Source organism: Burkholderia ubonensis subsp. mesacidophila, from assembly GCF_002097715.1.
Lineage (GTDB): Bacteria > Pseudomonadota > Gammaproteobacteria > Burkholderiales > Burkholderiaceae > Burkholderia > Burkholderia mesacidophila.
The window spans coordinates 3,247,370-3,267,094 of record NZ_CP020738.1; the positions used below are offsets into that span (position 1 = coordinate 3,247,370).

The following is a 19,725-nucleotide window of genomic DNA, read 5'->3' on the forward strand; positions in this document are numbered from 1 at the left end:
AACGTGAGGTTCCATACAGCTTTATTACGGCATTCGTCACACGAAACTTGAGAGAAGCGGCGCGTCTTCTGCCTACCCGAGCGACTGACGGATAGCCTGGGCGAGTCCCGCAGGATTTTCCCAGGCCATCGAATGACCGGCCTCTTCCACGATCTCGACATTCACCCCTTCCGCCGCAAGACGCCCGGTATCCGGATCGGGCAGCGAGCGCGCGCCAAACACGACGGTTCTCGGCATGGCCAACGAACAGAGCTGGTCCCGCCAGCTGGGATCGCTGCCTGCAATGAGCGACACCGCAGCACGATGCACCGCATAGGGTGCACTGGCCAGCAGCGAAGCAGCCCAGACGTCGCTGCCGTCTCCCGCCGATGCGGAGATCAGTTCCGCATGCCCCGTCTGCACATAGTCGGTTTCCGTCAGGGCTGCGATCTTTCGGCTGAAGAAGCCGCCGCCCGGCTCCAGATTGGGCTCGCCGAGCACAAGATGCCGCACCCGTGGGCCGAGCAAACCCGCAGCGACGATGGCGACCGCACCGCCCATGCTGTGCCCGAACAGATTCAATTCCGGAAAGGACAGGTGGTCGGCAAGCGCCGCAATCGCTTTCGCATGGTCTTCGACGGTATAGGAGAAATCCGTCGGGCGATCGCTGAACCCGGACCCGAGCAAATCGACCAGCAACATTCGACGCCCGGACAACGCAGGGGCCGCAGCCACGCCCGGATAGTCGCAAGAGGACGCGCAACCGAGGCCGTGGATGAACAGTGTCGGGATCCCCTGCCCCGGGAGGTCGTGGTATCTGAGCCCCCATCGGCCCTTTCCAATAGCAAATGTTTTCATGCTCGATGTTCAACCTTTATTTGCCGATTCCGAGATGTGCAATCGGCTGTTGTTCGAAACGGACTTCGAGTGAATCAAACGACTCTGCCACATTCCCCGCGCGCTCCGGAATGGGCGATGAACTTTTTTTCGTACCGATATCGCGCGCCACGGCGGTAAGGTGAGCTGATTCGGGAGCCACCCTTTACAACCTTTTTACTTGTCACCGGATGGCGACTCACTAAAATGTTTCGATAATCCCATCGAGAGCTGGTGACATGACCATCCGAAGTCCTCGCCCCCCAAGTCGCTTCCCCACCTGACAGGCAGGACGCCTGCTCTTTCCCGAGCCATCGTCTTGCCGAAAGGCGAGCGGTGCGCATCCGTCGTTACCTCTCCCGAGCGTCCTTGCACGTGCACGGTTTGCCAGGCGCTTCATGCGCGCATGGCAACCGCGAACGCAGCGCTCGCACGCGACGCAGCCCCTTGCCTTTCGTCCGCCTTCCGAGGCCACGCTTCGTTCGCGCATCGTGAACGACATGACCCGCACGCTGGTCGTGCGCGGTTAAAGAAAGGATAACTGATGAACGAGCTTCACATGGCTGCAGCGCCGGCCGGCATGCCGCGGCTGAGCGCGCACGAAATGGCGGCGTTGATGCTGCTTGAACAGGCGCCGGTCGAAGTCGAGCGGGGAACGCTCGACATGACCATGCTCCGTGACGTGGGACTTGCGGAACTCATCGATCGGGACAATGGCGACCCCAAGTTCTCGATCACGCGAAAAGGCAAGGTGATGCTGCGGATGCTGAGCGAGTGGATCACGCGGGAGCGTGCGGTGTCGCCTGCCAATCCGGCCTGACTTCCAGCGCGCGTCGAACGACGCCGACGCTGCGATCCGCGGGGATGCGTGTCCGCATGCCTCGCATTTGACGACCCAGGAGTTTCGACATGTTTGAGATCAACAAGAACTACACCCGCGAATTCATCCACACGGCCTGTGGCGGCAGCAAGCAAGCCTTCCTGCCCACGAAGAACGGCAAGGTCGTGGCCGCCTGCCTGCGCACGGACCTCAATCCGCACGCGCCGGACGTCATCATCTGCGACGGCAGCGCGTCCGCGCGAGCCGCCGGCAGGACGCTCGCCAACCAGGGCGGCGCGATTCCGGTGTTCATCAAGATGGAGACCGACGCGTTTCGTTTCGTCGGCCTGTTCGTCGTCAGCGAATCGTTGACCGTGCCGCTCGACTACCAGCAGCATGTGCGCAACAGCGGATTCACGACCGGCCAGGTGTCGCGCGTGCTGAAGATGAAACGTTACGACCGCGCGTGAGCGAAAGCGGCGCGCGGCCCGGTGCATTGCATTGCAAACCGGGCCGCGCGCGTCATCTGCGAAGCAGGTTCAGTGCTTTTCGTCGACCTGCTTCGGCTTCGGCGGCGACGGCACCTTCGCATACTGGAACGCCGGCGTCGCCTTCAGCGCTTCCTTCGTCGCGCCCGGCAAATAGATGTTGCCGTTGCGCACGTCGAGCGACGCGATCGGCACCGCGACATCGTGCGCCGCGACGCCCAGGAAACCGCCCGCCGACACGATCGCCGCGGAAATCGAGCCGTCCGGCGCGACGATCAGGTCGCGAATCGTGCCGACCTTCTGGTTCTGCTCGTTGTACACATGCTTGCCGAGCACGCTCTTTTTCACGCTCCAGCCTTCGAGCAGCGCCTGCGATTGCTCGACGGTGACGCTGAGCGGCTGCGTGCCCGCGATCTGCGCGTGGGCGCTGAGGCTCGATGCGAGCACGGTGGCTGCGACGATTGTCTTGTGGAAAGCCATGTTGATGGACTCCGGTTCGTTTGTCGTTGGTGTCGGGAGCGTTGCATGGCGCAACACTGTCGCCATGTTAGCGCCACTCTCGTGGCGCTGCATCGGACACCATGACGCAGCAACGCCGGAGCGACGAGCGAAGATCAGCGTCGATGCTCAAGGCTCGCCCGCCCTCGCGTCACGCGTTCCGCGAATACACCCTTCGATGCCGCACCGCCTCGGCAAGCACCTCGAGCACCGGCTCGGTCTGCGTCCAGCTCAGGCATGCATCGGTGATCGACACGCCATACTTCAACGGCACACCGGGCTTCAAATCCTGCCGCCCCGCCTCGAGATGGCTCTCCACCATCACGCCGATGATCCGGTGCTCGCCCTGCGCCAGTTGCCGCGCGAGATCCTGCGCCACCTCGATCTGCCGCTCGTGCGACTTGTTCGAGTTCGCGTGCGAGCAATCGACCATCACCTGCTCGCGCAGGCCCGCCGCGCGCAGCACCGCGCAGCTCGCCTCGACGTGCGCGCCGTCGTAGTTCGGGCCGTTCTTGCCGCCGCGCAGGATCACGTGCGCGTCGTCGTTGCCGCGCGTCTCGAAGATCGCGGCCATGCCCATCTTCGTCATCCCCATGAACGCATGGCTCGCGCGCGCGGCGATGATCGCATCCGACGCGACCTGCACGCCGCCGTCGGTGCCGTTCTTGAAGCCGATCGGGCAGCTCAGGCCCGACGCGAGCTGCCGGTGGCTCTGGCTCTCGGTCGTGCGCGCGCCGATCGCGCCCCACGCGATCAGGTCGGCGATGTACTGCGGGCTCAGCAGGTCGAGGAATTCGGTGGCGGCCGGCAGGCCGAGCGCGTTGACGTCGAGCAGCAGCTGCCGTGCGGCGCGCAGCCCTTCGTTGATGCGGAAGCTGCCGTCGAGCCGCGGATCGTTGATGTAGCCCTTCCAGCCGACCGTCGTGCGCGGCTTCTCGAAGTACACGCGCATCGTGATCAGCAGGTCGTCCTTCAGCGCGTCGGCGGCGATCTTCAGGCGGCGCGCGTAGTCGAGCGCCTGGTCGTGGTCGTGGATCGAGCACGGGCCGACGACGAGCAGCAGCCGGTCGTCGCGGCCGTGCAGGATGTCGCCGATCGCCTTGCGGGTATCTTCCACTAGCGTCTGCGTGGCGGCCGGCACCGGCAGCTCGTCCTGCAGCAGCGCCGGGGAAATCAGCGGACGCACGGCGCCGATGCGGACGTCGTCGATGCGTGTGGTGTCCTGCGTCGCGTCGGCGACGCCGACCTCGCGATCGTGCGAAGGATTGTCGAGGTTCTGCATGGAAATTCTCCGGGGGACGTCTTCTGGAATGGTCAGCAGGCTCGATTATGGCACTCGGCCGTAACGGCAGCGATCGCGGGCGGGGCGGCTGAGGGTCGCAGCGGAGAAATGCGCAAGACGGGGGACGAAAAAGGCGATCCGCAGAGGATCGCCCGTCCCTTTCGAAAACAAAACAGCACGCGATCAATCATGCGTTGGCGGTCATTCACCGCATCGCGCGTCACGTCTAGTGCAGCGTCTCCGGCGCCAGCGAATTGCTCGGCAGGAGCGCAGTCAGCGCGCAATTGCTCGGTGCGGTTTTCCCGCCGAAGCGGTCGTAGAGCCACGGCAACATCCCGGCCACCCATGGCACGATGGCCCCGGCGTGTTCAAGCGGATACTCGGTGTACACGACCGGCACGCCGCTCGAGCAGAACTTCTGTGCAAGGGCGCGCACATCGTAGGCAAGCATCACGCCGTCGCCCACCTGGTTGCTGAAAGTGCCGTCCAGCACGCCTGCCGTTCCCTGACCGATATACATCGGGATCGTCGGCGACGCGGCAAGCCCGGCATTCACCTTGTTCGCATACGTCACGTATGCCGGAATGCTGTTGATGTCGTTCGCGTATTGCGGCTTGAACAGCGTTCCCCAATGCAATCCCGTGTACTTCGGCAGGATATACGCGAGCGACTGGCTCTGGATATCCTTGAATACGGCGACGCCGGTGTCGCTGAGATAGGGCGTCAGGTCGAAGTCATAGCCTCGCGACAGCCCGGCGAGCGCAGCCGCGGCGACGCCACCCCAGACGATGCTGCCGTCGACATAGCGCAGATTGTGGGCGGGGGCGACCAGCAAGCCCCCTTCCGCCGCGCCGACGAGCTGCTTGTTGATGTCCGGCGCGTAGCTCGGCGCCAGCTGCGCCGCCCAGTTCGTCGCGATCGCGCCGCCGGAATAGCCGATCATCGCAACCTTGCTGGACGGAATCAGCCCGGTCGACGGCGTATTGAGCGCCGCGCGGATCGAATCGAGGGTCGTCATGCCGTATTCGGGACCGGCGGCGAAGTTCGCCGTCTGGCCTTCCGTATCGGGCACGATGATGTTGTATCCCAGCAGCAGCAGTGTCGACAGCGGAATCGATTCCGCGCTGTAGAGCAGGGTCCCCACGTTGATGACTTTGGTGACGTCCCGGTCTCCGGCGATCACCAGCGAGGGCTCGTCGTAAGGGTTCAACGAATCGTAAGCCGACTGGTACGAGATGGCCTGACCGTTGCTGACCGGGCTCCGGATGACCGACGTCACGTTGACGACAGGCTGGTTGCGCGCGTTATTCGTGCGATACAGCAATTGCTGGGCGGTCAGCGCCGTCGGAATGCCGGCCACGTGGTAGTTGACGTTCCGCGTCTTGAGCACCGTGCCCGGTGGAATCGATGCCAATGGCGTCGCGCCGGTATAGGTGTAGAACGGATCGGACACGGTCGGCGCTCCGGCGCTGGCCGGTGGCGCGGCGATGGCCAGCAGGGCAGACACGGCGGCCGCAACAGTCATGAAACGTTTGGAGGACATCGGCGGTAGTCCTTATGTGAGCTTGTTCGGAATATTTGCTTTTAGTAGGAGTACAAACCGGATTCATTGAAGCACAACGGGAGCACGACCGAAGGGATTTTCCGCTGTTTGAAGGTAAACATCTAACTCCCGTCAAGACGATTCCGTCTGACAGGGCGACAAATGGTTTGCCGGCACCAAACGCCTTTTTGAAACGGTCCCGGGTGTCTCGTGCCACGCATTTCGTGGCGGTCACGTTCGATCTCGATACGGCTGCCGTGTCGATCCGCCCGTTCGTGCGGGACTGGGCCACGATCGAAGCCGACGGCCTCGACGAACGCGCGGCGATCGGCGCATTCAAGTCGTGGCTTTTAGCGTGGTTCGACGCCGACGACGAGAACGCGCCGGCCGAGGACGGCCTGCACGGAATCGTTCACGACCTGTCCGAACCGGTGCGCACGGAACCGGGATGGCCGTCGAGGATCTGCTGTTCCGGCTCGTCGATGCGGGCGAGACGCGGATCGCCCTCGGGTGAATCGTCCTTCACCCGTCACCATGCGTGTCGTTCGCGGCGCTGACGCCGATCCTGAGACCGGGTGGGCGCGCCATCTCTCGCCGGGCGTCAAGTTGCCGTAAGGCCTTACCCGCGCCCGGCACGGCGTCAGGAAGCGTCGCCCTGCGCGTCGACTTCGATCCCCAATTCGGCCGCCATCCGCTCGACGAGCGCCTGCAACCGTGCGACTTCGTCCGCGAGACGCTTCTGCTCGGCCTTCAGCGCCTCGAATTCGGACGGCGGAACGGAATCGGCCCCGCCCGCCTCCTGCCCCGCGAAATCGCTCACGCTCACTTCGCCGCACATCAGGTGCGTCCAGCGGTTCTCCCGCGCGCCGGCCGCGCGCGGCAGCTTCACGACGAGCGGCGGCTCGCGCGTCGCCAGCTCTTCAAGGAACGCCTCGACCGACGAGATGTCGGCGAAGCCGTGCAGGCGCGCGGTGTTCAGGCGCAATTCAGCGGCCGTCTGCGGGCCGCGCAGCAGCAGGATCGTCAGCAGCGCAACCGCCTGGCTCGGGATCCCGAGCACACGGTTCACGTTGTGCTCGAAGCGCGGCACGCGGCTGCTGCTGCCTTCCATCACGAGGCTCAGGTGCTTCAGCCCGTCGATCGCGGTCGTCACCTCGGCCTCGCTGACGTTCATCACCGGCGAGCGCGCGGTCTTCTGGTTGCAGCCCGCGGTCAGCGCGTTCAGCGACAGCGGGTACGTATCCGGCACCGTGTGCTGTTTCTCGACCAGCACGCCGAGAATGCGCGCTTCGAGCTGCGTCAGTTCGCGGAGGGGGCGGGGCGAAGGAGTATCCGGAGTGGTGTTCATGGGTGGCGTCGCTGCGGGCTACGAGTGAAAGGGAAGCGGATCGCGGCCCGGCGGCGCGCCGGGCGGGCGAGCCATATGATAGCCGGTGCCGCGCTGCCCGGGCGTGCGGTCGCGTGTCGCGGCATTCGTCACATTCATCGCATTCGTTGCACTTGTTGCATCGATCGCAATCGCCGCCCGCATCGCCGCCTGTCACTGTCAATCCCGCAAAACGGCCAGCTTGGAACCGCTGCGCACGATGGCTACACTCTGGACGCGGTTCAAACTTTCGTCACCAGACAGGAGAACGTCATGCAAGACAAGCAGTCCGTCGCACCGGAAAGCACCGCATTGCGCGTCGCACTGTGGCGGGCCATGCACACGGAGGTCGATGCGCCGCCGTATGTGCTCGAAGACGATATCGGCCTGCAACTGATCGCGCCGGACGAAGACTGGCGCGACCGTCCCGACATGCACCCGCAGGGCACGCGCGGCTTTCGGGCGTCGGTCATCGGCCGCGCACGCTTCATCGAGGATCTGCTGGCCGAGTACGCCGAGCGCGGCGTCGCGCAGTACGTGCTGCTCGGCGCGGGCCTGGATACCTTCGCGCAGCGCCGGCCGGGCCTCGCGTCGCGCCTGCAGGTGTTCGAAGTGGACCAGCCCGGCCCGCAGGCATGGAAGCGGCAGCGCCTGATCTCGCTCGGTTTCGGCGTGCCGGAATGGCTGCATCTCGTGCCGGTCGATTTCGAGGCCAGCGATTCGTGGTTCGAGAAACTGGTCGCGGCGGGTTTCGCGACCGATCAGCCGGCAGTCATCGCGTCCACCGGCGTGACGATGTACCTGAGCCTCGACGCGATCAAGGCGACGCTGCGGCAGATCGCGTCGCTCGCACGCGGTACGACGCTCGCGATGACGTTCCTGCTGCCGCCCGCGCTTGTCGAGCAGGAAGACCGCGCGATCTACGAGGCGGTGCTGGACCGCGCGCGCGACGCCGGCACGCCGTTCGTGAGCTTCTTCAGTCCGGCCGAGATCCTCGCGCTCGCAAGCGAAGCCGGCTTCAGCGAAGCCCGTTGCGTGTTGCCGGCCGATCTCGTGCAACGCTATTTCAACGGACGGACCGACGGGTTCCGGCCGGTCGACGGCGAAGTGTTCCTCGTCGCGACCGTGTAACTTGCGCGCCGGCGTCCGCGTTTGCGCGACGCGGACGCCGGCGCTACGATACGGCTTCGTCAGGCTCGTTACGATGCATCGGGGCAGCCGCTGCCGGCGCCCCGTCGCCGTGATCGATCGGCCATCGCGTCAGCGCATGGCACGCCCGCCCGGCGGGCTCCATCCCCCTCGCCAGCCGCGCACACCCTCGTTCAACCCCCGTACGCTTCTCATCGACATGACCCAGCCGTCCACTCCACTCCCGTCCGTTCGCGCCATCGTCACCGGCCACACGCGCGGCCTCGGCGCCGCACTGGCCGCGCAATTGCTGGCGCGCGGCATCGCCGTGCTCGGCCTGTCGCGCAGCCGCCATCCGTCGCTCGGCGCGCAAGCCGGCGAGCGCTTCGCCGAAGTCGAGCTCGACCTGTCGGAACCGACGCGCGTCGAAGCGTGGCTCGCCGGCGGCGCATTGGGCCGCTTCGTCGACGGCGCTTCCGCCGTGCTGCTGTTCAACAACGCCGGCACCGTCGAGCCGATCGGCCCGCTCGACGCGCAGGACCCGGCGGCGGTCGCGCGCGCGGTCAGCCTGAACGTCGCGACGCCGCTGATGCTGTCGAGCGCGCTCGCGCGGGCCGGCGCCGACACCGTCGAGCGCCGCATCCTGCACGTGTCGAGCGGCGCCGCGCGCAACGCGTATGCGGGCTGGAGCATCTACTGCGCGACCAAGGCCGCGCTCGACCATCACGCGCGCGCGGTCGCGCTGGATGCGACGCGCGGGCTGCGCATCTGCAGCGTTGCGCCGGGCGTCGTCGACACCGGCATGCAGGCGACGATCCGCGCGACCAGCGCCGACCACTTCCCGCAGCGCGAGAAGTTCGACCAACTCAAGGCGAGCGGCGCGCTTGCCACGCCGGAAGCGGCCGCGCGGCAACTGATCGACTACGCGCTGAGCGACGCATTCGGCACCGTGCCGACGGCAGACGTGCGGGAGCTGGCGGCCGGATAAGCCGCGCGCCGCCGCCCATCACCCTTCCAGCCGCTTCGTCCAGTCTTCGACCGTCCGTTCCGTCCGGCGCCGTTCGAGCATCTTGCGCCAGGCGGGCGGCAGCGTCCCGACGCCGCACAGCGCGTCGAGCGCCGCCATGTCGAGCGTGCGCCGGTACAGCACGTCGAGCACCGTCGACAGCGGCCATTCCGGATGGGCGCGCGCGTGCAGCGCCAGCACCGCGCCCGGCTCCACCCAACCCTCCTCCAGCACGCGGTAATACCATCCGGTCCGTCCGCTTTGCTGCACGAGCGCGGCCATCCGCGCATGCTCGAATCGCGCGTTGAGCTTCCAGCAGGGTTGCCTCGACTGCGACAACTGAAGCACGGCGTCGCCCAACGTGAAGACGTCGCCGATGCAGACGTCACGCTCGGTCATGCCCCGTGTCGACAGGTTCTCGCCGAATGCCCCCGGTTGCGCGAGCACGTCGCGCGCGCCGATCTGCGTGGACCACCACGCATAATGGTCGAACGCATAGTGATGGACCGCCTTGTCGGGGCCGCCGTGATGCCGGCGATCCGCCTGCTCGTCGCCCGCAAAGCCGAGCGCGCCCAGCCACAGGCGCGCCGGGACCGGCCGCTTGGCGATCGCGCTCGCGTGCGGCGTACCGGCCAGCGGCCGGCACACCCCGACGAGCACGGCCCCGATCTCGGCCTCGATCACCGGATGCGCGTCGCGGCTCATGCCGGCACGCACTCCGGCAGCGCGGCGAGCAAGCGCGCGAGTTCGCGCGTCCGGTCCTCACCGAGCGGCAGCAGCGGTTTTCTCGATTCGCCGGCGTCGAAGCCGCGCAGGCGCAATCCGGCCTTGACCGTGACCGGCAGGCCAGCGCTGACGATGAATCGCAACAACGGCAGCTGCGTGTGGAAAACCTCGCGCGCCCGCGCCAGGTCGCCCGCCTGCACGGCTTCATACAGCGCAAGCGGCAAGCGTGCGTTCAGGTTCGGCGCGGCGGTGCACCATCCGGCCGCGCCCGCGGCCAGTGCGGCGAGCGCCATCGGATTGCTGCCGTTGTAGAGCGCAATCGCGCCGTCGCTCAATTCCGCGAGACGGTGCATCCGCACGATGTCGCCCGTGCTCTCCTTGACCATCGTGACGTTGTCGACGGCGCGGCAGATCGTGGCGATCAGCTCGGGCGGCATGTCGACGCCGCTCGTCGCGGGATTGTTGTACAGCATGATCGGAATGCCGATCGCGTCGCCGATCGCGCGATAGTGGCCGACGATCTCGTCGTTGCCGAGCTTCCAGTACGACACCGGCAGCACCATCACCGCATCGGCGCCGGCTTGCTCGGCAAAGCGGGCGCGGCGCACCGCACTCGCCGTGGTCAGGTCGGAAATGCCGACGACCGTCGGCACGCGTTTGCGGACCGCGCGAACCGACGTGTCGGCGACCGCCTCCCATTCGGCATCGGACAGGTATGCACTCTCGCCCGTGCTGCCGAGCGACGCGATGCCGTGAACGCCATCGCCGATCAGCCGGTCGATCAACGCTTCAAGCGTTTTAAGGTCGAGGCTGCCGGCGGCGGAAAATGGGGTGACCGGGTACGCAATGACACCTCTCAGCATGACTGACATGATTTGCACTCCACAATTAAAAGTGTATGTCGCTCGATTTCATCGAGGGTTCAGGCAACGCAATCGGGATGCGTGCGAAGCGCGCGACGGGCGTAATAGTCGAACGTCACGGCATCGCGCTTCGGCTTCGAGATCCAGTCGTGCGCTTCCCGCGCCAGCGCCGGCGGAACCGGCCGAATCGTGCCGGCCGACATCGCGAGCAATTGCAGCTTCGCGGCGCGTTCGATCAGCAACGCAAGCACGCAGGCCTCCTCGATCGTCGTGCCGACCACGAGCTGGCCGTGGTGCGACAGCAGGATCGACCGCTTGCTGCCGAGCGCCTTCGCAATGATTTCGCCTTCCTCGTTGCCGACGGGCACGCCGGGCCAGTCCTTCAGGAACGCGCAATCGTCGTAGAGCGGGCACGTATCCATATGCGATACGACGAGCGGCTGCTCGAGCATCGACAACGCCGCGACATGCGTCGGATGCGTATGGATGATGCAGTTCACGTCCGGGCGTTGCCGATAGATCCACGTATGGAACCGGTTGGCCGGGTTCGGAATGCCTTCGCCGTCGACCACGTCGAGATCCTCGTTCACCCGCAGCAGGTTCGCGGCCGAAATCTCGTCGAAACCGAGCCCCAGCCGCTGCGTGTAGTAGGTCCCGGCTTCATCCGCGCGGCACGTGATCTGCCCGGCCAGGCCCGAATCATGTCCCGCGTCGAACAGGATCCGGCACGTGAGCGCGAGTTTCTGGCGCGCGGTCCAGCCGCTCTCGCCGACCGCGCTCTCGAGACGCCGCTCGGCAAGCGCAACGAGCGCCGCTTTCGGCAACTGCAGTGTTTCCGCCATGTAGCCTCCTCAATGGATAGGACGTGCCCCGTCATACGCATCCGTCTGCGCTTTCAGACACGCGGTCGATTATATGACACATTGTGTCATGCGTTACAATCGGTTTTTCGAAGGAAACTTGTCGCCCCATGACGATTCGCCTGAAGCTGCTGAGAAAACAAAAGGGCTGGACGCTCGATGTGCTGGCCGACGAGACCGGCCTCACCAAGAGTTATCTGTCGAAGGTCGAGCGCGGCTTGAGCGTGCCGTCGATCGCCGTCGCGCTGAAGCTGTCGAAGGCGTTGAACGTCGACGTCGAGCAACTGTTTTCGGAGCGCCACAATCGCGAGCTGATCACCGTGACGCGCGCGGACGAGCGCACCGCGCCGGGCGACAAGTCCGCCGGGCACGCGCATGCGTTCGAGAGCATCGCGGCCGGCGTCGCGCCGAAGAAGATGCTGCCGTTCATCGTCCGTCCGCCGCGCGATTTCGCCGCGTCGACGTTCCGCGAGCATGACGGCGAGGAATTCCTGTTCGTGCACAAGGGGCGCGTCGAGATCGAGTTCCCGAACGAGACGGTGCAGCTCAAGGTGGGCGACTCGGTCTACTTCAATGCGCTGATTCCGCACCGCACGCGCAGCCTCGGCGCAACGCAGGCCGAGATTCTGGTCATCGTGAGTCACGAAGACTAGAATCGTCGCTTCTTTCCGCCCAAGGATTCCCGATGGTCAAGAAGACCACCGCGCCGTTCCAGCAGATCAAGACGCTCGTGCGCCGGAACATCGAATCCGGCGACTGGCATCCCGGGGACCGCATCCCGTCCGAGCTCGATCTCGCCGCGCAGTTCGGCGTCGCGCGCATGACGGTGAACCGCGCGCTGCGCGAGCTGACCGAGGAAGGCGCGCTGAAGCGCGTGGCGGGCATCGGCACCTTCGTCGCCGAGAGCAAGCCGCAATCGAACCTGCTGATGATCGCGCACATCCGCGACGAGATTCGCGCGCGCGGCCACGAATACCGCTGCCGCGTGCTCAGTCGCGCAAGCGAGCCGGCATCGTTCGACGTCGCGGCCGCGTTCGGCCTGCCGGTGAACACGCCGGTGTTTCATGTCGTCTGTGTGCACGAAGAGAACGGCCGGCCGATCCAGCTCGAGGATCGCTACGTGAATCCCGCCGCCGCGCCGGGCTTCATCGACCAGGATTTCCAGAGCGAGCCGCCGTCCGAGTACCTGTACAACAACGTGTCGCATGACGAACTGGAGATCGAGCACGTCGTCGACGCGTCGCTGCCCACGCACGAGCAGGCGCAGCTGCTCGACATGCGCGCCGGCGAGCCGTGCCTGACGCTCACGCGCCGCACCTGGACCAACGGCCTGCCCGTCACGTTCGTGCACTTCCTGCACCCGGGCAATCGCTACCGGCTCGGCTCGCGCTTCAAGCCGGGCGCGGGGCACAAGCAGACCTGAGCAACGCGCTCAGATCGCCGCTGCCTGCCCGCCCTCCTTCGACCACACGACCGGAAACAGCGGATGCGCCAGCGGTGCGCCGTCCGCCAGCTCGTCCGCCAGCCCCGGGAAATCCGGCGACGTCTTCCAGCGTCGCGGCGCATGGCGGACGTCGTCGCCGGTGAAGCGGATCGAGAACGCGCGCCGGCGGTTTTGCGTGCCGCCCGACGCATGCAGCGTCAGCATCCGGAAGCACACCATGTCGCCGGGCTCCAGCGCCCAGTGCCGGATCGGGAACGCGGCGCGGTCCGCTTCGATGTCGGGCAGATCCGCGAGGCTGCCTTCCGGAAACCACTTCGCTTCCCGGTCCATGAACGTGCGCGGCATCAGCCACGGGCCACGGTGCGAGCCGGCGATGAACTCGAGCGTCGATTCGAGCGGCACCGGATCGACCGGAATCCACATGCTGACGTTGTCGTCGCCTTCGATGTTGTAGTACGGCTGGTCCTGGTGCCACGGCGTGCGCTGCCGCGTGCCAGGCTCCTTGACGAGCAGGTGGTCGTGATGCAGCCGCACGGTGTCGCCGCCCATCAGCGCCGCCGCGACGGACGGCGCGGGCGAATTGACGATGAACGCGCGGTACGCGGCGTTGTGCCGCCAGTTGCAGAAATCCTCGAAGAACCAGCCGGGATCGTCGGGCCGGCTCGCGACCTTCGCACGCGTGCTCGGATGCGCGAGGTTGTCGTCGATGCCGGCCTTGAGCGTCGCAATCTCGTCCGGCGTAAAGATGCCCCGGATGCATGCCGCGCCGTCCGCGCGAAACGCGTCGATCAGTTCGCGGGTTACGGCTTTCGCGACACGGTCTTTGATGTTCGTGATCATGGCTCGCCCGTCGGTTGAATGAATCGCGGCTGCTTAGATGAAGTCGCGATGCAGTCTAGACCGCTAAATTTTCGAGCGCAAGCGATTGAGAAAGCAGTTCGTCTGGGCGCCTGCGCTCGTGTGCGGACGTAATGACGGTCGGCATCCCGCATCCCCGGCCAATGTCGCTGCTGGATCGCAGTCTATACAGCAAATCGGGCAACGCGACGCCTGCGTTGCAAACCAATGATGTAGGATATACTTTACATTTGCGAGCCACCGCAGGATCGGCGGCCAGGAGGTCATCATGCAGCTTTACGAGATTGGCCAGGCTGTGGCGAAGCGGCGAGCGGAGCTCGATCTCACGCAGGCTCAACTGGCAAAGCTCGCCGGCCTGTCGCGCTTCACCGTCAATCAGCTCGAGACCGGCAAGGTCAAGGATCTTGGAATCAACAAGCTGATTCCGCTGCTGAGCGTGCTCGGCATCGAGTTGACGGCCCAGCCGCGTCCGGCGCAGAAAGGCCTCTACAAGGCTGCAGTGAGCGCGAACGTCAGCTACAAGGGTGATCTGACGGAACGCCTGCTGGCCGATGCGCTGGCAACGGGGCGGATTCCGGAAGGGTATGAATCGCAGCTTTCCGTGGTGCTCGACGAGGTGCCGGTGCCGGTCGTCGTCAAAGCCGCCGAGGAGGCCGCCGCACGCTCGGGCACGCCGCTCCGGCAGATCTGGAAGCATCTCGCGACCTGGTCGACAGATCTGCATCTCTATCGGGGCGTCTGGAGATGACCGCGCCGTCGCCGCTGCCCGACGGCCCTTGGCAGGGCCTGTTTCGCCACGCACTGACGCTCATCGACGAAATCCGGACGCATGGCACGGCCAATCCGTTCTGGACGTTCGGCGGCGGCACCGTCCTCATGCTGCGGTACGGCCACCGCTTGAGCAAGGACATCGACATCTTCGTTCCCAATCCGCAGTACCTCGGATACGTCAATCCGCGCATCAGCGATGCCGCGTCCGACATCACGACGGACTACGAGGAGCACGCGGAATTCGTGAAGCTCGTCTTGCCGGACGGCGAGATCGACTTCGTCGTGTCCCGGAACCTGACTGCCCCCGGCTTCGACGAGTGGACGCTGATGAATCATCCGGTCAAGGTCGAAACCGCCGCGGAAATCATCGCCAAGAAAATGTGGCACCGCGGCGATCGCCCGACCGCACGGGACCTGTTCGACTTGAGCCTGGTGATCGAACGGGAGCCGGACAACCTGATGGCAGCCGGCGAATACCTCGTCCGCCATCGCGATACCTTCCTGCGCATTCTGCGTGAACATCGCGCATTCCTGCTGCCGCGATTCAACGACATCCGGACACTCGGCTACACGCCCTCGTTCGACTATTGCGTCAAGCTGGCGAACACGTTCCTGCAGCAAATCCCCGACGACGACGCCAATCGCAAATCGCGCTTCCGGCGCAGCTAGCGCGCCGCCCACCCCGTCAAAACCGCGATTGCCCGCCATGCCGCCGCATGCTAAAACGCGTTGCACGCATTCGAAAACGCAATGCCAGAACCCACGGAAGTGCAGAAATGAATAGACCGCTGTTCGACCTCGACCTGCTGCGGGCGCTCGTGATGGTCGCCGATTGCGGCAGCTTCACGACCGCGTCCGCGCGGCTGCATTCGACCCAGTCGACCGTCAGCCAGAAAGTGCGGCGCCTGGAGGAAATCGCCGGGCACCGGCTGCTCGATCGCGGCGCACGCGACGTGCGCCCGACCGACGCGGGCGTGACCGTGCTCAGCTATGCGCGCCGGATGCTCGCGCTCAACGACGAGATGCTCGAGGCGCTGTCGGGCGCGACCGTCGCGGTGACGATCCGGCTCGGCGTGCCCGACGATTTCGCGGCGGGCAGCACGACGCACGCGCTCGCAGCGTTCAAGCGCCTGCATCCGCAGGTCAAGCTCGAAGTCACCTGCGGGCTGAGCCGCGACGTCAGCGCCGCATACGACCGCGGCGACCTCGATCTGGTGCTGATCAAGCAGCGGCGCGACAGCCGCGAAGCGGTCGTGCGCTGGCCGGAGAAACTGAAGTGGATCGACAGCGCGGAGCATCCGTCGATCGATCTCGACCCGGTGCCGATCGTCGCGTTTCCACCGCGCGGGCTGTACCGGGACGACATGATCAAGGCGATCGAGGAACGCGGGCGCCGCTGGCGGATCAGCTTCACGACGTCGAGCCTCAGCGGCATCCAGGCCGCGGTCGCCGACGGGCTCGGCATCAGCGTGCTGCCCGCGCGCGCGGTCACCGCGGAGCACGTCGTGCTGAGCGCGAAGCAAGGCTTCGCGCCGATCGAGAACATGGATATCGCGATCCTGCACCGGCCCACCGCCGATCCGATGGTCAAGGAACTGACGAAGACGCTCGCCGCGATGCTGGAGCGCGAGCGGCGGTGAAGCCGCGGCCCGCCGGCGGTGCTCGTGTCTTCAGACCAGCACGCCGTCGCGCGCGACGATCTTCCCCGACGACACCACCAGCCGGCGCACGGGCCGCGCGACGACCGCCTCGGCGGGCGTCAGCGCGTCGACGAGCACGAGATCCGCGCGGCGGCCCGGCTGCAACCCGTAATCCGCGAAGCCGCAGCCGCGCGCGCCGCCGTCGGTCACGCAATCGAGCGCGGTCTCGAGCGCGTCGTCGCGGCGGTAATCGTTGCGCATGGCGATCAGCATCGCGCGCTCGAGCATGTCGGGCGATCCGTACGGCGTCCACGTATCGCGTATCCCGTCGTTGCCGCCGATGACGGTCACGCCCGCCGCGCGGCACGCGGCCAGCGGCGGCACCGCGACCGACGCGGGCGCGGTCGTGACCAGCGCGACGCCGAGCGCGGCCATCCGCGCGAGCAGCGCGTCGCGCGCGCGCTCGTCGATCTCGCCGAGGCAGAACCCGTGGCTGATCGTCACCTTCCCCTGCATGCCGAGCGCGGCCGTGCGCTGCAGGATCAGGTCGAGCGAGAACGCGCCCATCGTCGACGGCTCGTGCAGATGGATGTCGAGCCCGCGCCCATAACGCTCGGCGATGCCGAACAGCACGTCGACGGCCTCGGCGGGATCGCCTTCGATCGCGCACGGATCGAGCCCGCCGAGCAGGTCGGCGCCCGCGCGCAACGCGTCGGCAAGCAACGCGTCGGTGCCGGGACGCTTCAGCACACCCGATTGCGGAAACGCGACGATCTGGATGTCCATCTGCCCGCGCAGCGCATCGCGCGTCGCGAGCACGCCGTGCAGATGGCGCAGCCCGGCATCGGTATCGATGTCGACATGCGTGCGCAGCCGCGTCGTGCCGGCGGCGAGAAACGCACGCGCAAGCGCCAGCGACTGCGCACCGGCGTCGTGGCCGCTCGTCGCGCGCCAGTGCCGCTCGTTCTCGATGCGGTCGACGAGGCGCGGGCCGACTGCGTTGCGGTACCACGGCATGCCCCAGTGCGTCTTGTCGAGATGCGTGTGGCCTTCGACGAGGCCCGGCAACACGAGCGCACCCGCGCCGTCCTCGACCGCGCAGCCGTCCGGCGCGTCGAGCGACGGCCCGAGCCGCGCGATGCGGTCGCCGTCGATCAGGAGGTCGAGCGCGTCGCCGGCGCCCGTGCGGAGATTGCGGATCAACAAGCTGGTCATCGGCACACCCATTCGTCTGAACGATTCGAAGCGATGCGCGGCGGCATCATCGTGCGAACTGCAGTGCCGGCGTGAGCGGCGCGAGCGCGTCGCTTTCGCCGCGCCGCACGACCCAGCGCTCCGCCGGCACGCCCGCGACCGCCGCCGCCGCATTCGGCGCGCGCACCGCGACGAAGGTCGCGTCGCAGCCGACCGCGAGCCCGTAGTCCGGCAGGCCGATCACGCGCGCGCCCGCATGCGTCGCCATGTCGAGCGCGATGCCGAGTTCGTCGTCAGTGTAGAAGCCCGAGCGATAGCCGACCAGCATCGCGCGCTGCAGCATGTCGCCGTTGCCGTACGGCCACCACGCGTCGCGAATGTTGTCGTTGCCCGCGAACACGGTCACGCCCGCCGCGCGCAGCTGCCGCACCGGCGGAAACGCGCAGTCGCCCGGCGCATTCGTCAGGATCGCGACGCCCGCGTCGGCCAGCGCCGCGGCCGTGCGCGCGACGTCGTCGGCCGGCACCTGGCCGAGCGCATACGCGTGGCTCACCGCGACGCGTCCGCCGAGCCCCGCCGCGCGCGTGCGGGCCGCGATCCGCAGCAATTGCGCGATGCCGGTCTCGCCCGGCTCGTGCAGGTGGATGTCGAGCTTCGCGCCGCGCTTCTCGGCAATGCCGAACAGGATGTCGAGCTGCCCGTCCGCGTCGCCGTCGAGCGTCGTCGGGTCGATGCCGCCGACCACGTCCGCGCCCTCGCGCGCGGCCGCGTCGAGGACGTCGGCGGTGCCGGGGCACGACACCACGCCCGCCTGCGGAAACGCGACCAGCTCGATGTCGACGATGCCGCGCCATTGCTCGCGCGCGGCCATCACTGCGTGCAGGTTCGCGAGGCCGGTGGTTGCATCGACGTCGACGTGGCTGCGCATCGCGACGGTGCCGAACGCCGCCGCCTGCGCGATCAGCGCATTCGCGCGCTCGACGATCGGCGGCGCGGTTGCGAGCAGGCGCTTTTCGGCGGCGAGGCGCTCGCGCAGCGTCGCGGCGGGTTCGTGCGGCACCCAGCGATCGCCGACGAAGCTCTTGTCGAGATGGATGTGGCCGTCGACGAAACCAGGCAGCACGAGCCGGCCGTCGAGATCGACGATGTCCGCGCCGGGCGGCGGCGCGCAATCGGGGCCGATCGCGACGAAGCGGCCGTCGCTCACGACGAGGTTCACGGGCTGGCCGTTCGGGGCGACGGCGTTGATGAAGAGGCGGTCAGTCATGGCACGGTGGCTGTGAGGCGATCGCGCCGCCGCGCCGAAGCGGACAGGGGAGGAACCGCGGCGGGCGCCGCGCGACCGTGAGTGGGGAATCCGGTCACGATATCGGACGCCGGATCGTGGCGCCAATTAAATGTCGCGATGCGGCGCATTCGATTTTGCGATGCGCGGCACACGGGCGGGCCGCCATATAGTCCCCCCGATTTACGCGGCAACAGACTTTACACGTTGTTACCCGGCCGCTCCGGACGGGCCTGCGGCCATTCCTTATACTCACGCCGAGTTCGCCCCCCGTCCCTTGATCCCCTCGGCGAACACGTTGCCGATGCAGGAAACATCATGATGCGCATGCCCTCCACGAAGACCATTCTGTTCGCCTCGCTCGTCGCCGTGGCGGCGCTCCCGCTGACTGCCTGCGTCGCGCCGGGCTATGGCCCGTACGGCGCGCAGGGCTACCCGCAGCAGCAATACGCATCGCCCGGCTATGCGCAGCCCGCGTACTCGCAGCCCGGCTACGTGCAGCAGCCGGCGTACCAGCAGCCCGCGTATCCGAACCAGGCGCCGTCTCCGTACGATTCGCAATACGGCAACCAGCAGCAGTACGGGAACCAGTATGGCAACCAATACGGCACGCAGTACGGCACGATCGCGAACATCCGCCCGGTCAGCAGCGCCGTGGCGCCTGCGGGCGTCGCCGGCACCGTGGTCGGCGCGCTGCTCGGCGGCGTGATCGGCAACCAGTTCGGCCGCGGCCACGGCCGCGATGCGGCGACCGTGATCGGCGCGCTCGGCGGCGCGGTCGCCGGCAACCAGATCGGCCAGCAGATGGGCGCGCAGCAGGCGCCGAGCAGCTACCGGATCGACGTGCAGGTCAGCGACGGCTCGACGCGCGCGTTCGACGTGCCGACGCCGGGCGACCTGCACCCGGGCGACCGCGTGCGGATCGACGGCAGCCAGCTGTCGCGCTACTGATTTCGCTTGCACGACGTCCTCGGTCGACGTCGTGCCGATGACCGGCGCGACGTCACGCGCCGCGCCGCCCTCTTTGCTTCGTGCACGCCGCCAGTCCGGCCTGGCGCACCGCTCCTTCCCCATCCTCGGGCACGCGCCCCGGAACCA

At 66.9% G+C, this 19,725-nt stretch carries 21 protein-coding genes and 1 pseudogene; 11 read left to right on the forward strand and 11 right to left on the reverse strand.

Annotated elements, in window-relative coordinates:
* Positions 1-72 precede the first annotated feature (72 nt).
* A complete protein-coding gene (locus B7P44_RS32160) occupies positions 73-837 on the reverse strand; it encodes an alpha/beta fold hydrolase (protein ID WP_084909839.1) in 765 nt (254 codons plus the stop codon).
* A 562-nt stretch (positions 838-1,399) separates the two neighbouring features.
* On the opposite strand from B7P44_RS32160, the gene B7P44_RS32165 reads away from it, so the two are divergent.
* Positions 1,400-1,675, forward strand: a complete 276-nt coding sequence (locus tag B7P44_RS32165) for a hypothetical protein (protein WP_084909840.1) — start codon at positions 1,400-1,402, stop codon at positions 1,673-1,675.
* Between the two features lie 89 nt (positions 1,676-1,764).
* Positions 1,765-2,145 carry a hypothetical protein gene (locus tag B7P44_RS32170; RefSeq protein ID WP_084909841.1) on the forward strand — a complete coding sequence of 127 codons (381 nt, stop codon included), beginning with the start codon at positions 1,765-1,767 and terminating at the stop codon, positions 2,143-2,145.
* Positions 2,146-2,214: 69 nt separating this feature from the next.
* Here B7P44_RS32170 and B7P44_RS32175 read toward each other — a convergent pair whose 3' ends face one another.
* The 3 genes from B7P44_RS32175 to B7P44_RS32185 all read right to left on the reverse strand — a co-directional run bounded on the left by B7P44_RS32175 (position 2,215) and on the right by B7P44_RS32185 (position 5,486).
* Positions 2,215-2,643 carry a PRC-barrel domain-containing protein gene (locus B7P44_RS32175; protein ID WP_084909842.1) on the reverse strand — a complete coding sequence of 143 codons (429 nt, stop codon included), beginning with the start codon at positions 2,641-2,643 and terminating at the stop codon, positions 2,215-2,217.
* 169 nt (positions 2,644-2,812) lie between these two features.
* On the reverse strand, positions 2,813-3,943 hold the full coding sequence (locus B7P44_RS32180; RefSeq protein WP_084909843.1) for a 3-deoxy-7-phosphoheptulonate synthase: 1,131 nt from the start codon (positions 3,941-3,943) through the stop codon (positions 2,813-2,815).
* A gap of 226 nt (positions 3,944-4,169) precedes the next feature.
* Positions 4,170-5,486 (reverse strand): lipase family protein, encoded by a 1,317-nt coding sequence (locus B7P44_RS32185; protein ID WP_084909844.1) that lies wholly within the window; start codon positions 5,484-5,486, stop codon positions 4,170-4,172.
* 221 nt (positions 5,487-5,707) lie between these two features.
* Here B7P44_RS32185 and B7P44_RS32190 point away from each other — a divergent pair.
* Positions 5,708-6,000 (forward strand): annotated as a pseudogene (locus B7P44_RS32190) (hypothetical protein); the annotation flags it as partial.
* 126 nt (positions 6,001-6,126) lie between these two features.
* Here B7P44_RS32190 and B7P44_RS32195 read toward each other — a convergent pair.
* Positions 6,127-6,834, reverse strand: coding sequence for a YceH family protein (locus B7P44_RS32195; RefSeq protein WP_084909845.1), 708 nt, complete (start codon positions 6,832-6,834; stop codon positions 6,127-6,129).
* A gap of 291 nt (positions 6,835-7,125) precedes the next feature.
* Here B7P44_RS32195 and B7P44_RS32200 point away from each other — a divergent pair, with 291 nt between their 5' ends.
* The gene (locus B7P44_RS32200) at positions 7,126-7,983 is read left to right on the forward strand and encodes a class I SAM-dependent methyltransferase (RefSeq protein ID WP_084909846.1); all 858 of its coding nucleotides are present in this window, start codon (positions 7,126-7,128) and stop codon (positions 7,981-7,983) included.
* A 217-nt stretch (positions 7,984-8,200) separates the two neighbouring features.
* Complete coding sequence (locus B7P44_RS32205) at positions 8,201-8,968, forward strand: SDR family oxidoreductase (protein ID WP_084909847.1); 768 nt, start codon at positions 8,201-8,203, stop codon at positions 8,966-8,968.
* 18 nt (positions 8,969-8,986) lie between these two features.
* On the opposite strand, the gene B7P44_RS32210 is transcribed toward B7P44_RS32205, so the two are convergent.
* The 3 genes from B7P44_RS32210 to B7P44_RS32220 are packed head-to-tail and all read right to left on the reverse strand — an operon-like array spanning position 8,987 to position 11,417.
* Complete coding sequence (locus B7P44_RS32210) at positions 8,987-9,691, reverse strand: MOSC domain-containing protein (RefSeq protein ID WP_084910144.1); 705 nt, start codon at positions 9,689-9,691, stop codon at positions 8,987-8,989.
* Positions 9,688-10,584 carry a dihydrodipicolinate synthase family protein gene (locus B7P44_RS32215; protein ID WP_084909848.1) on the reverse strand — a complete coding sequence of 299 codons (897 nt, stop codon included), beginning with the start codon at positions 10,582-10,584 and terminating at the stop codon, positions 9,688-9,690. The genes B7P44_RS32210 and B7P44_RS32215 overlap by 4 nt, the downstream gene beginning before the upstream one ends.
* Positions 10,585-10,634: 50 nt before the next feature.
* The gene (locus B7P44_RS32220; protein WP_084909849.1) at positions 10,635-11,417 is read right to left on the reverse strand and encodes an aldolase; all 783 of its coding nucleotides are present in this window, start codon (positions 11,415-11,417) and stop codon (positions 10,635-10,637) included.
* 128 nt (positions 11,418-11,545) lie between these two features.
* On the opposite strand from B7P44_RS32220, the gene B7P44_RS32225 reads away from it, so the two are divergent.
* Together B7P44_RS32225 and hutC are read left to right on the forward strand one after the other, a co-directional pair.
* On the forward strand, positions 11,546-12,088 hold the full coding sequence (locus B7P44_RS32225) for a helix-turn-helix domain-containing protein (RefSeq protein WP_084909850.1): 543 nt from the start codon (positions 11,546-11,548) through the stop codon (positions 12,086-12,088).
* A gap of 32 nt (positions 12,089-12,120) precedes the next feature.
* Positions 12,121-12,858, forward strand: coding sequence for a histidine utilization transcriptional repressor HutC (hutC, locus tag B7P44_RS32230; protein ID WP_084909851.1), 738 nt, complete (start codon positions 12,121-12,123; stop codon positions 12,856-12,858).
* Between the two features lie 9 nt (positions 12,859-12,867).
* Here the strand turns inward: hutC and B7P44_RS32235 are convergent, their stop codons facing one another.
* On the reverse strand, positions 12,868-13,719 hold the full coding sequence (locus B7P44_RS32235; protein WP_084909852.1) for a phytanoyl-CoA dioxygenase family protein: 852 nt from the start codon (positions 13,717-13,719) through the stop codon (positions 12,868-12,870).
* A 286-nt stretch (positions 13,720-14,005) separates the two neighbouring features.
* Between B7P44_RS32235 and B7P44_RS32240 the strand changes: the two genes are divergently transcribed.
* From B7P44_RS32240 to B7P44_RS32250, 3 genes are all read left to right on the forward strand, one after another.
* Positions 14,006-14,485: a helix-turn-helix domain-containing protein gene (locus B7P44_RS32240; protein WP_084909853.1), complete on the forward strand. Its 480-nt coding sequence runs from the start codon at positions 14,006-14,008 to the stop codon at positions 14,483-14,485.
* Complete coding sequence (locus B7P44_RS32245; protein ID WP_084909854.1) at positions 14,482-15,177, forward strand: nucleotidyl transferase AbiEii/AbiGii toxin family protein; 696 nt, start codon at positions 14,482-14,484, stop codon at positions 15,175-15,177. Before B7P44_RS32240 ends, B7P44_RS32245 begins: the two co-directional genes overlap by 4 nt.
* 107 nt (positions 15,178-15,284) lie before the next feature.
* Positions 15,285-16,148 (forward strand): LysR family transcriptional regulator, encoded by an 864-nt coding sequence (locus B7P44_RS32250; RefSeq protein ID WP_084909855.1) that lies wholly within the window; start codon positions 15,285-15,287, stop codon positions 16,146-16,148.
* Between the two features lie 30 nt (positions 16,149-16,178).
* Here the strand turns inward: B7P44_RS32250 and B7P44_RS32255 are convergent, their stop codons facing one another.
* Both B7P44_RS32255 and B7P44_RS32260 read right to left on the reverse strand, forming a co-directional pair.
* On the reverse strand, positions 16,179-17,363 hold the full coding sequence (locus tag B7P44_RS32255; RefSeq protein ID WP_084910145.1) for an amidohydrolase family protein: 1,185 nt from the start codon (positions 17,361-17,363) through the stop codon (positions 16,179-16,181).
* A 46-nt stretch (positions 17,364-17,409) separates the two neighbouring features.
* Entirely contained in the window at positions 17,410-18,609 is a 1,200-nt protein-coding gene (locus tag B7P44_RS32260; protein ID WP_084909856.1) for an amidohydrolase family protein, read from the reverse strand.
* 336 nt (positions 18,610-18,945) lie between these two features.
* Here B7P44_RS32260 and B7P44_RS32265 point away from each other — a divergent pair, with 336 nt between their 5' ends.
* Positions 18,946-19,578, forward strand: coding sequence for an outer membrane lipoprotein (locus B7P44_RS32265; RefSeq protein WP_084909857.1), 633 nt, complete (start codon positions 18,946-18,948; stop codon positions 19,576-19,578).
* Positions 19,579-19,725 lie beyond the last annotated feature (147 nt).

Excerpts from the sequence above, each read along its gene's own strand:
- B7P44_RS32255 (WP_084910145.1), bottom strand. The coding sequence starts at position 17,363 with ATGACCAGCTTGTTGATCCGCAATCTCCGCACGGGCGCCGGCGACGCG.
- hutC (WP_084909851.1), top strand. The coding sequence starts at position 12,121 with ATGGTCAAGAAGACCACCGCGCCGTTCCAGCAGATCAAGACGCTCGTG.
- B7P44_RS32200 (WP_084909846.1), top strand. The coding sequence starts at position 7,126 with ATGCAAGACAAGCAGTCCGTCGCACCGGAAAGCACCGCATTGCGCGTC.
- B7P44_RS32235 (WP_084909852.1), bottom strand. The coding sequence starts at position 13,719 with ATGATCACGAACATCAAAGACCGTGTCGCGAAAGCCGTAACCCGCGAA.
- B7P44_RS32240 (WP_084909853.1), top strand. The coding sequence starts at position 14,006 with ATGCAGCTTTACGAGATTGGCCAGGCTGTGGCGAAGCGGCGAGCGGAG.
- B7P44_RS32180 (WP_084909843.1), bottom strand. The coding sequence starts at position 3,943 with ATGCAGAACCTCGACAATCCTTCGCACGATCGCGAGGTCGGCGTCGCC.
- B7P44_RS32215 (WP_084909848.1), bottom strand. The coding sequence starts at position 10,584 with ATGTCAGTCATGCTGAGAGGTGTCATTGCGTACCCGGTCACCCCATTT.
- B7P44_RS32205 (WP_084909847.1), top strand. The coding sequence starts at position 8,201 with ATGACCCAGCCGTCCACTCCACTCCCGTCCGTTCGCGCCATCGTCACC.
- B7P44_RS32210 (WP_084910144.1), bottom strand. The coding sequence starts at position 9,691 with ATGAGCCGCGACGCGCATCCGGTGATCGAGGCCGAGATCGGGGCCGTG.
- B7P44_RS32165 (WP_084909840.1), top strand. The coding sequence starts at position 1,400 with ATGAACGAGCTTCACATGGCTGCAGCGCCGGCCGGCATGCCGCGGCTG.
- B7P44_RS32260 (WP_084909856.1), bottom strand. The coding sequence starts at position 18,609 with ATGACTGACCGCCTCTTCATCAACGCCGTCGCCCCGAACGGCCAGCCC.
- B7P44_RS32220 (WP_084909849.1), bottom strand. The coding sequence starts at position 11,417 with ATGGCGGAAACACTGCAGTTGCCGAAAGCGGCGCTCGTTGCGCTTGCC.
- B7P44_RS32195 (WP_084909845.1), bottom strand. The coding sequence starts at position 6,834 with ATGAACACCACTCCGGATACTCCTTCGCCCCGCCCCCTCCGCGAACTG.
- B7P44_RS32185 (WP_084909844.1), bottom strand. The coding sequence starts at position 5,486 with ATGTCCTCCAAACGTTTCATGACTGTTGCGGCCGCCGTGTCTGCCCTG.
- B7P44_RS32245 (WP_084909854.1), top strand. The coding sequence starts at position 14,482 with ATGACCGCGCCGTCGCCGCTGCCCGACGGCCCTTGGCAGGGCCTGTTT.
- B7P44_RS32265 (WP_084909857.1), top strand. The coding sequence starts at position 18,946 with ATGATGCGCATGCCCTCCACGAAGACCATTCTGTTCGCCTCGCTCGTC.
- B7P44_RS32170 (WP_084909841.1), top strand. The coding sequence starts at position 1,765 with ATGTTTGAGATCAACAAGAACTACACCCGCGAATTCATCCACACGGCC.
- B7P44_RS32175 (WP_084909842.1), bottom strand. The coding sequence starts at position 2,643 with ATGGCTTTCCACAAGACAATCGTCGCAGCCACCGTGCTCGCATCGAGC.
- B7P44_RS32225 (WP_084909850.1), top strand. The coding sequence starts at position 11,546 with ATGACGATTCGCCTGAAGCTGCTGAGAAAACAAAAGGGCTGGACGCTC.
- B7P44_RS32160 (WP_084909839.1), bottom strand. The coding sequence starts at position 837 with ATGAAAACATTTGCTATTGGAAAGGGCCGATGGGGGCTCAGATACCAC.
- B7P44_RS32250 (WP_084909855.1), top strand. The coding sequence starts at position 15,285 with ATGAATAGACCGCTGTTCGACCTCGACCTGCTGCGGGCGCTCGTGATG.